The sequence below is a fragment of the Streptomyces sp. NPDC001933 genome (genome assembly GCF_042890955.1).
In the GTDB taxonomy this organism is placed as follows: Bacteria; Actinomycetota; Actinomycetes; order Streptomycetales; family Streptomycetaceae; genus Streptomyces.
Window position 1 is genome coordinate 514,468 of the sequence record NZ_JBIASS010000005.1, and the last position, 9,735, is coordinate 524,202.

Sequence of the window (9,735 nt, forward strand, 5' to 3'; positions counted from 1 at the left end):
CACCACACCGCGTCCGCGCGGCATCCCGCACGGCTACCGTCGTACTACCCGGTTCAGGCAACGGTTGAGGGGGCGTACGCGGCATGAGCCACGGCGATGAGAACGGCTACGACTCGGGCCGTACGGATGATGCATACAGCACCATCGGCGGGACACGCCAGACCCGTACCCGCCTGCCCGACGGCGAGGGCGGCGACGGCTACAACGCCCCCCGCCGCCCAGCACGCGCTTCCCGCTCGCTCATCACGATGGCCGGAGTGGTCGTCCTCCTGATCGCGGCCATCGCTTTCGCCAACATCGGCGGGGGCCGCGGGGACGGCAACGACGGCGATTCGGGAAGCGCGGGGAGCAAGCCGGAGGCGGCGTCCACAGCTGCCACGGGGACCAAGCCGGTCACGGGGAAGAACGGCACGATTCCGTCGGGGTTCGCGCATGACGAGCAGGGGGCGCAGAGCGCGGCGTCCAACTATGCGGTGGCGCTGGGTTCCGTCGGGATGTTCAACGCGGACACCCGACGAAGCATCATTGAGACCACCCACGACCCGGCTGTCGTGGAGAACCTGCTGACCGCCCTGACGAAGGCCTACTCTCCGGGCTTCCTCAAGAACGTCGGCCTCAACGAGGACGGCACCACCCCCAGTGGCCTGACGTTCGTTTCCCGGACCATCCCCGTCGGCACGAAGGTGATCGAGCGAAGCGGCGACACAGCCACAGTCGAGGTCTGGTGCACGGGGCTCGTGGGAATGGCCGGACAGGGCTCCACCAAGCCCGTCACAGCGACCTGGTTCACCATCTCCGAGAAGCTCAAGTGGGTCGGAGGCGACTGGCGAATCGAGTCGTCGAGCCAGAAGGAAGGCCCCACGCCCGTAAACGGCGACAACAGAGCATCGACTGCAGACGAAATCGCTGGTGCGGTCGAGGGATACGGAGGCTTCACCTATGCCCGATAGCCGCCGCCCGAGCGCGCGTTCCCTCCTAGCAGTCCTGGGAAGCCTGCCGGCCACCGTGATCCTGCTGGCTTCGCAGGCAGCCGCAGCCCCTTCACCATCGCCCACGCCGTCGCCCAGCAAGAGCAACGACGCATGCGACCTCATCGTCGGGCTTGCCAAGGACTACTGCGAAAAAGGCGACGCAGCCCCCAAGACCAACGTCCCCTCCACCGTCGACAACTCCCTCGACCCCCTCTCCTCCCTCGCCCGCGGCTGCGCCGACGCCGCCGCATGGATCGTCGGCAAGCTCAGCGAGGCCGTGAAGAGCACCGCCAACGTCGACTTCACGAACACCAAGTTCCTCCAGCAGTACGCGATCGTCTTCGCCGCCTCCACCGTCCTGACGCTCGTCCTGTGGCTGCTCGCCGTCGCCAAGCGGGCAATCCGTGGCGTGCCGCTGACCACTGCGATCTCCGAGGCCATCGGGTTCCTGTGGCTGACGGTGCTCGCCTCCGCGTTCACCCCGCTGATCCTCTACACGGTCGTCTCCGCGACCGACGGCGTCACCGATGTCATCGCCTCGTCCTCCGGCGGGCAGACCGACGTCTTCTTCGGGTCGTTCGCCGAGGCGCTCAAGAAGGGCTCCGACATCGGCGGCGGGCCGATCATGCTGATCGTCGTCTCGCTCGTCTCGATCCTCGCCGCGGGCGTCCTCTGGCTGGAGCTGGTGATCCGGGCCGCCCTGCTCTACGTAGGCGCCCTGCTCGGCACCGTCGTCTACGCCGGGCTCGTCGACAAGAACATGTGGGGCCACGTCCGGCGCTGGGCGGGCATCATGGTCGCGGTGATCATGGTGAAGCCGGTCATCGTCGTCGTGCTCGGGCTCGCCGGTGCGCTCTCCCAGAACGACGGGCCGAACGCGTTCTCCGCCGTCGTGTCCGGTCTCGCCATCATCCTGCTGGCGATCTTCGCCTCCGCGATGATCTACCGCTTCGTCCCCGGCTTCGGCGACGAGATCCAGGGCGCCCGCACCAACCGCAAGCAGGCCACCGACGGCTCCCAGGCCGCCGCGCTGATCAGCTCCCCCGCCGCCCTCGTCTCCCAGGGCATCAAGACCCACAGCAGCCGCAGCGGCCAGAACAGCGGCGACAGCGGCAGCGGTGGCGGCCGGCCGGCCAACGCGGTCAGCGGCGGAGTCGCCGCGCACAGCTCCCGCAACCCCGGCGGAAGCGGAGTCGGCGGCGTCACACCTCCGCCGCGCAGCGGATCCGGGCCGACCTCCGGCACCCCGCACGGCAGCCGCTCCCACCGAGGTGGCGGATCAGGCAGTTCAGGTAACAACAGCACGGGAGGTGGAGGGCGTTGACGACTCCGTCCCATACGATCGCGCCCCGCCGTACGTATCTCATCGGCCGGGCCCGGCCGAACGCGATCGTCGGCAAGAACCGCGAGACCGGCGAGATCGCCCTGATCATCGCTGGCGCGTTCCTCGGCATGATGAGCGGGCTGATCGTCCCGATCCTGTCCCTGCGGATCGTGCTGCTCACGGGCTTCCCCCTCCTCGCCCTGGCGATCGTGTACCTCCCGTACAAGCACCGCACCTTCTACAAATGGTTCGAGATCAACCGCAGCTACAAGCGCTCCCTGCGCCGCGGTACGACCTACCGCTCCGCCGCCATGGAGGCGGGCGTCGGCGCCGACGGGCGTGAGGTCGAGATCGGACCGCCCCCCGGCATCGGCCGGATCAACTGGCTCGCGGCCCCCTTCGGCCCGGACGAGATCGCCGTACTCCTGCACGCCGACCGCCGCACCGTCACCGCCGCGATCGAGATCGAGGGCCCCGGCGTCGGGCTCCGCGACAGCGAGGACCAGGAAGCGCTCGTCGACCGGTTCGGCACCCTGCTGAAGCACGTCGCCAACGGCGACGGCTTCGTGACCCGCATCCAGATGCTGGCCCGTACGCTCCCCGCCGACCCCGACGCGCATGCCAAGGACGTCGCCCAGCGCGGCGACAAGACGTCCCCGGGCTGGCTCCAGGATTCCTACGACCAGCTCCAGTCCATGGTCTCCACCTCCAGCGAGCAGCACCGCGCCTACCTCGTGGCCTGCATGCACTACACCCGCGAACTGGCCGCCGAGGCCAACGCCATGGCCCGCGCCGCCCGCCCCCAGTCCGGCCGCAGGCTCGACAGGGACGCGGGCCTCGCCGTCGTCATGGCGCGCGAGCTCACCGACATCTGCGCCCGCCTCGCCGAGGCCGACATCCGGGTCCGCCAGCCGCTCGGCCAGAGCCGGCTCGCCTCCCTGGTGCACTCGATGTACGACCCCGACCACCCCATCGACCACATCCAGGCCATGACCAAGCGCAATGCCTGGCCGGCCGAACTGGACGCGGTCGAGCCGACGTTCCTCCAGGCCAAGACCCGCGAGTCGGTCACCCGTGCCCCCTGGTGCCACTCCACGGCCTGGGTGAAGGAGTGGCCGATGACCCCCGTCGGCGTCAACTTCCTGGCCCCGCTCCTCGTCCACACCCCCGATGTGATCCGTACGGTCGCGGTCTGCATGGACCTGGAACCCACCGAGGTCGCCATCGAACGGATGCTCACCGAGAAGACGAACGACGAGGCGGAAGCCAGCCGCCAGGCCAAGATGAACCGCACCGTGGACCCCCGCGACATCGCCGCGCACGGCCGCCTCGACCAGCGGGGTGAAGATCTCGCGAGCGGCGCGGCCGGGGTGAACCTGGTGGGGTACATCACCGTGTCGTCACGCTCGCCCGAGGCTCTGGCCCGCGACAAGCGCACGATCCGGGCCTCGGCCGGCAAGTCCTATCTCAAGCTGGAGTGGTGCGACCGCGAGCACCACCGCGCCTTCGTGAACACCCTGCCGTTCGCCACCGGCATCCGCCGCTAGCCGTACGACAACCCGTAAGCACCTCGTACAACAACCCGTACAGCACCCCGCACAACAGCCCGTACGACTACGACAACCCGCACAGCAACCGGGACAACCGAGAGAAACGAAAGGGAGGTCGGTCACGCCATGCGAGATCCGCTGTCCGCGCTGTCGGACGCCTTCACCGCCTTCCTCTTCGGGAAGGTGGAGACGACCAGGCTGCCCGTCCGCACATCGACCGGACAGGCCCAGGCCGTCTATCTGCCCACCGCGGCCCCCGGCCTCGGCGACTCCGGCGTGATCATCGGCCGCGAGGTCTACTCCGGCAAGGGCTACATCTACGACCCCTTCCAGCTGTACGGACAGCAGCTGCCCGCCCCGCACTGGCTGGTGCTCGGCGAGTCCGGCAACGGCAAGTCCGCGCTGGAGAAGACGTACGTGCTCCGCCAGCTCCGCTTCCGCGACCGCCAGGTCGTCGTCCTGGACGCCCAGGGCGAGGACGGCGTCGGCGAGTGGAACCTCATCGCCCAGGAGCTCGGCCTCACCCCGATCCGCCTCGACCCGACCGCCGCCCTCAACGGCGGCATCCGGCTCAACCCGCTCGACCCCTCGATCACCACCACCGGCCAGCTCGCCCTGCTCCGTACGATCATCGAGGTCGCGATGGGGCACGGCCTGGACGAGCGGTCCGGCTTCGCGCTGAAGGTCGCCCACGCCTACGTCAACGAGACGATCACCGACCGGCAGCCGGTCCTGACCGACATCGTCGACCAGCTCCGCCACCCGGAGCCCGAGTCCGCCGAGGCGATGAACGTCGACATAGACGATGTACGGGCCTGGGGCCTGGACGTCGCCCTCGTCCTGGACCGGCTGGTCGACGGTGACCTGCGCGGCATGTTCGACGGGCCGACGAGCGTCGGCATCGACCTCGACGCCCCGCTGATCGTCTTCGACCTCTCGCACATCGACCGGAACTCGATCGCGATGCCGATCCTGATGGCGATCGTCGGCGTCTGGCTGGAGCACACCTGGATCAGGCCCGACCGGAAGAAGCGCATCTTCCTGGTGGAAGAGGCCTGGCACATCATCAACTCGCCTTTCGTGGCCCAGCTCTTCCAGCGACTGCTGAAGTTCGGGCGCCGCCTCGGCCTGTCGTTCGTGGCCGTCGTCCACCACCTCAGCGACGTCGTCGACGGAGCGGCGGCCCGCGAGGCCGCGGCGATCCTCAAGATGGCGTCGACCCGCACGATCTACGCCCAGAAGGCCGACGAGGCCAGAGCGACGGGACGCGTGCTCGGCCTGCCCCGGTGGGCGGTCGAGATCATCCCGACCCTCACCCCCGGCATCGCCGTCTGGGACGTCAACGGCAACGTCCAGGTGGTCAAGCACCTGATCACCGAAGCGGAACGTCCCCTGGTCTTCACCGACCGCGCCATGACCGAGTCCTCCGCCGTCGAACTCCTCCCCGAGGACGTACGCGCCGCGGACCTGGAGGCGGAGCAGCGCGCGGCACGGATCGAGCACCAGCAACGGCTGAACGATTCGTCCGAGTCAACGGTGGCATGACATGGCGGGGCGCGCTGAGCAACGTAACGGCGGCAGCGGCAGTGGAAGCAGCAGCGGCGGCATCCCGGACGGCCTGCTGATCGGCCTGCTGGCCTTCCTGCTCGGGCTGACGCTACTGGCGTGGACGGCCACCGGGCTGGCCGGACTGTTCGCGCACGGCGCCTGGCCGGAGGGCGTCACGCTCGCCGAGACCCCCTTGTCGTTGCGCCGGCTCGTCACCGCACCGCACGACCTCCCGGCCGCCTGGCCGAACACCCCGGCGGGCGAGCTCTCCGGGTACGGGCTCTTCTGGGGCCTGTTCATCGGCGAACTGATGGTGCTGCTGGTACTGACGGTGTTCGTGCTGGGCGTGGTGGCCCGCTGGCGGGCGGTACGGGCGCGGCAGCGGAGCGAGCGGTACGGGGGCGGCGAAAGGCACGAGTACGGGAACGAGCACGGAAACAAGTACGGGAACGAGTACGAGGACGAGTACGAGGACGAGCCCGTACGGTCGCGGCAACAGCAGAAAACCCGGCGCCGGGCACAGCCACCCACAGCCGCTTCTGCCTCCGCCTCTGTCCCTGCCCCCGCTGCCGTCCCCATGGAACACGCCCTGGCCGACACCACCCTTCTCACCGGAGTCGGCGCCGAAGCCGAAGCCGAAGCCGAATCCGAATCCGGTGCCGGTGCCGGTGCCAGTACCGAAACCGGTGCCGGTACCGAACCCGGAACCCCCGCCCCCGGTCTCCCCCCGCTCCCCTCCCCCCGCGCCCCCGTCGTCTACGGACCGGCCTCGGCGCGTCGTCCCACCGCCGTCCAGGCCATCAACGAAGCCGACGGCCCAGCGCTCGTCGTCACCTCCGACCCCAGCGTCTGGGCCGAGACGAAGGACGCCCGCGCCAAGCTCGGCCCGGTCCTCGTCTACGACCCGGGCCACCTCTGCGACACCCCGGCCCGCCTGCACTGGTCCCCCACCGCAGGCTGCGAACAGCCCGAGACGGCCGCCGCCCGCTCCGCCGCGCTGCTGGCCCCGGTCCGGCCGCAGGCCCGTATCGACGCGGCGACCGCCGACACTGCGGAAACGCTCCTGCAGTGCTGGCTGCACGCCGCCGCCATAGACGGCCGGCCCTTCCGCCAGGTCCACCGCTGGGCCCTCGGCGGCAGCGCCCACGAACCGGTGCGCCTGCTCCGTACCCACCCCAAAGCGGCGTCCGGACTCGCCGGTCTGCTGGAGTCGGCGCTGACCGCCCACCCCGAACGACGCGAGATGGCCCAGGAGTTGACGGTGCGGGCGTTCGGCGCGCTCTCGTCGGTGCACATCCGCGAGGCCTGCACGCCGAACCGGTCCGATTCGATCGCGCTGGAATCATTCGCGGGCGAGGGGGGCACCCTCTATGTGGTGGGTGAGCCGATCGAGGACCCCCGCTCGGGGCCGGGAGCAATGCCCCTGCTCACGGCGCTCGCCTCGCACGTGGTCGAGCACGGCCGCCGCATGGCCGCACGGTCATCCGACGGTCGGCTCGACCCACCAATGACGCTCGTGCTCGACGACATCGCCGCGGTGGCACCCCTCCCCCGGCTCCCGGAACTGCTGGCGAACGGCCGGGGGATGGGACTGCCGACCCTGGCCCTCCTCCGCTCCCGGGAACAGGCACGCTCCCGCTGGCCCCAGGGGGTATGACTCCTCGCGAGGCCCGCCAGGGGCTGTTCAGGCAGGCAAGGGGCCGTTGAGGCAGGTCAGGGATTGTTCAGGTAGGTGAGGACCGCCAGGACGCGACGGTTGCTGTCGTCGTCATCGGTGATGCCGAGCTTGCCGAACATGGAGGTGGTGTACTTGCCGATGGCACTCTCGCTGAGGAAGAGCCGCCTGCCGATGGCCTGGTTGGACAGTCCTTCGGCCATGAGACCGAGCACGGAGTGTTCGCGTTCGGTGAGCCCTTCCAGCCGTCGGTCAGAGGGCCCGCTGGAGAGCAGTTTGGCGATGACGGCGGGGTCCATCGCGGTCCCGCCACCGGCTACGCGTTCCAGAGCGTCGACGAACTGGTCGGCGTCGAACACGCTCTCCTTGAGGAAGTAGCCGATGCCGCCGGCTCCGTCGGCCAACAGCTCGCGGGCATAGAGCTGTTCGACGTACTGGGAGAGGATCAGGACCGGCAGTCCGGGCAGTTCGCGGCGCGCGGCAAGGGCCGCCCGCAAGCCCTCGTCCGACTGGGTCGGCGGCATACGGATGTCGACAACGGCGACGTCCGTATGCCACTTCAGCAGCGCGTCCAGCGTCTCGGGTCCGGTGGTCGCCGTCGCCACCACCTCGTGCCCGTACGCCTCGATGAGACGGACCATCCCGTCCCGCAGGAGGTAGAGATCCTCGGCTACAACGATTCGCATGGCACCACTATCCTCGCGCGGGTCGGACCGCCTGCCGGGCCGACGATCTCCAGGGTGCCGTCGAAGACCGCGAGCCGTTGGCGCAGCCCCGCCAGTCCACCACCGGCGCGCACTGTCGCTCCGCCCCGGCCGTCGTCCTCGACATCGACGACCAGGCGGGCACCTTCCCCGGTGATCGAGATCTGCGCCCGGGTCGCACGGGCGTGCTTCACCGTGTTCGTCACCAGCTCGACGATCCCGAAGTAGAGGGCGGACTCGATCGGCGGTTCCAGTCGCAGCCGGACGTCGGCGGTGACGGCCACTTCGAGCGGGCTGTCCAGGGCGAACGCGCGGACGGCCTCGACGAGCCCCCGGTCACTCAGCACCGGCGGGCTGATTCCCCTCACCAGTTCGCGGAGCTCGGTCAGTGACGTGGCGGCACCGGACCGCGCCGCCCGCATCAGCTCCCTGGCCCGGTCGGGATCGGTTTCCATCAGCTTCTCCGCCGTCGCCAGGGAGAGCCCGAGCGCGACCAGCCTGGCCTGCGCCCCGTCGTGCAGATCCCGCTCGATCCGGCGGATCTCGGCGGCCTGCGCGACAGTCGTGTCCGCACGCTGGGCCGTCAGCTCCGCCACCCGGTCCGCCAGCACCATCGCGTGCGACGCCCGCAGGAAGCGGACGGCCACCGGCTCGATGCACCGCCAGGCGTACGGGGCACCGGCGACCGCCACCGCCAGGCCGAGCACCCCGACGACACGCGCCACGGCCCCAGAACGGCCGAGCCCGACGGCCGCCGCGGCCAGCCCGGCCGGCGGGAGCGACGCGACCACGCCCGCGGTGAACGGCACGACGGCCAGAAAGCGCAGGTCGCGCCAGTTGGCGGGGTCCTTCCAACGGACCCGCCACTTCTGGTCCATGAGGGCGTCACGCCTGCTGCGCTCGTAACCGAAGCCGTTCCACCAGTACCCGGTGGACAGCTGTGTCACCGATCCGGCCTGCCGGTATCCGGCCGGAACGACGGTGCCGGTCCATCGCGCGACGAGGAAGCGCACCGTCCGACACACCGGGCGGGAGAGGCCGAGCGTTCCCACGCACACCAGGACGACCGGCAGCACCCACGACCACGGGTTCGCCGCACCCCACCGGATCCCCAGCGCCACCGCGGCGGCCCACACCGCCGGAACCAGCATGCTGACCACCGCCACGACACACGCCTGTACGAAACCCACGCCGACGCGCACCGGCCACGAACCCGGCTGCCTCACAGCTCTCACGGATCTCACGGATCTCACTGGCTCTCCCTCCGCTACCCGTTCGGTGCTCCCACTGTGCACCGCGCGGAACCCGCCGGCGCCCGGGCCAGTCGGGTAGTGGGTCCAGCCCCACCCACCCGTGGGTCCAGACGCATACCGCGCCGGCCGGGCGCTTCGTAGCGTCGCTGAACATGGAAACCGAGAAGCACAGCACGACCACCGCCACCGGACCGGCCCTCCTCGACGCTCCCCGCACCCAGGAAGCCTTCGGCGCGGTGAAGAACAGTCTCAAGGTCTACGGCGCACTCGGCGCCCTCGCCCTCCTGGCGATCACCGCGGTATCGGCCGGCGGTCACACGGTGAACACCTTCATGTGGGTCCGGGCGGTCCTGCTTCCCCTGATCGCCGTGCTGGTCCACCGGCTGGCCGTGGCCGCATCCCGGGGATCCCGAAGGGCCTTCGAGCGCGTGAGCGCCGTCGCCGTAATAATGCCGATCGCGATCATCGCCGTCGATCTGATTCCGGGGGTCTGCCCGCTGTGGTACGCCGTGACTCAGGCCGTCTGCATGGTGCCGGTCATCCAGGTCGCATTCATCACCCGGGGCTCCGCACTGCGCGCCGTCTTCCCCAGGCCGCGCTGACAAAGGAAAAGGCCGTAGAACGCAGAAAAGCCCCGTGTCCACAAGGACACGGGGCTTTCCCGTAAAAGGAGTTCGGCGGCGTCCTACTCTCCCACAGGGTCCCCCCTG

At 70.0% G+C, this 9,735-nt stretch carries 8 protein-coding genes; 6 read left to right on the forward strand and 2 right to left on the reverse strand.

Annotated elements, in window-relative coordinates; genetic code table 11:
- The first annotated feature begins 83 nt into the window (after positions 1-83).
- The 5 genes from ACFYY7_RS16275 (at position 84) to ACFYY7_RS16295 (ending at position 7,050) form a co-directional block, all read left to right on the forward strand.
- Positions 84-950: a hypothetical protein gene (locus tag ACFYY7_RS16275; RefSeq protein ID WP_388661985.1), complete on the forward strand. Its 867-nt coding sequence runs from the start codon at positions 84-86 to the stop codon at positions 948-950.
- Positions 940-2,295 (forward strand): hypothetical protein, encoded by a 1,356-nt coding sequence (locus tag ACFYY7_RS16280; RefSeq protein WP_388661986.1) that lies wholly within the window; start codon positions 940-942, stop codon positions 2,293-2,295. Before ACFYY7_RS16275 ends, ACFYY7_RS16280 begins: the two co-directional genes overlap by 11 nt.
- Positions 2,292-3,842 carry an SCO6880 family protein gene (locus ACFYY7_RS16285; protein ID WP_388661988.1) on the forward strand — a complete coding sequence of 517 codons (1,551 nt, stop codon included), beginning with the start codon at positions 2,292-2,294 and terminating at the stop codon, positions 3,840-3,842. Before ACFYY7_RS16280 ends, ACFYY7_RS16285 begins: the two co-directional genes overlap by 4 nt.
- Positions 3,843-3,971: 129 nt before the next feature.
- Positions 3,972-5,390, forward strand: coding sequence for an ATP-binding protein (locus tag ACFYY7_RS16290; RefSeq protein ID WP_388661990.1), 1,419 nt, complete (start codon positions 3,972-3,974; stop codon positions 5,388-5,390).
- A gap of 1 nt (position 5,391) precedes the next feature.
- Positions 5,392-7,050, forward strand: a complete 1,659-nt coding sequence (locus ACFYY7_RS16295) for a type IV secretory system conjugative DNA transfer family protein (RefSeq protein ID WP_388661992.1) — start codon at positions 5,392-5,394, stop codon at positions 7,048-7,050.
- A 56-nt stretch (positions 7,051-7,106) separates the two neighbouring features.
- Here ACFYY7_RS16295 and ACFYY7_RS16300 read toward each other — a convergent pair whose 3' ends face one another.
- Both ACFYY7_RS16300 and ACFYY7_RS16305 read right to left on the reverse strand, forming a co-directional pair.
- On the reverse strand, positions 7,107-7,754 hold the full coding sequence (locus tag ACFYY7_RS16300) for a LuxR C-terminal-related transcriptional regulator (RefSeq protein WP_388661994.1): 648 nt from the start codon (positions 7,752-7,754) through the stop codon (positions 7,107-7,109).
- Positions 7,739-8,998, reverse strand: a complete 1,260-nt coding sequence (locus tag ACFYY7_RS16305; RefSeq protein ID WP_388662038.1) for a sensor histidine kinase — start codon at positions 8,996-8,998, stop codon at positions 7,739-7,741. The genes ACFYY7_RS16300 and ACFYY7_RS16305 overlap by 16 nt, the downstream gene beginning before the upstream one ends.
- A 179-nt stretch (positions 8,999-9,177) precedes the next feature.
- On the opposite strand from ACFYY7_RS16305, the gene ACFYY7_RS16310 reads away from it, so the two are divergent.
- A complete protein-coding gene (locus ACFYY7_RS16310) occupies positions 9,178-9,627 on the forward strand; it encodes a hypothetical protein (protein ID WP_388661995.1) in 450 nt (149 codons plus the stop codon).
- The last annotated feature ends 108 nt before the right edge of the window (positions 9,628-9,735 follow it).

Coding starts and splice junctions, on each gene's coding strand:
- ACFYY7_RS16275 (WP_388661985.1), top strand. CDS start 84: ATGAGCCACGGCGATGAGAACGGCTACGACTCGGGCCGTACGGATGAT.
- ACFYY7_RS16280 (WP_388661986.1), top strand. CDS start 940: ATGCCCGATAGCCGCCGCCCGAGCGCGCGTTCCCTCCTAGCAGTCCTG.
- ACFYY7_RS16290 (WP_388661990.1), top strand. CDS start 3,972: ATGCGAGATCCGCTGTCCGCGCTGTCGGACGCCTTCACCGCCTTCCTC.
- ACFYY7_RS16295 (WP_388661992.1), top strand. CDS start 5,392: ATGGCGGGGCGCGCTGAGCAACGTAACGGCGGCAGCGGCAGTGGAAGC.
- ACFYY7_RS16300 (WP_388661994.1), bottom strand. CDS start 7,754: ATGCGAATCGTTGTAGCCGAGGATCTCTACCTCCTGCGGGACGGGATG.
- ACFYY7_RS16310 (WP_388661995.1), top strand. CDS start 9,178: ATGGAAACCGAGAAGCACAGCACGACCACCGCCACCGGACCGGCCCTC.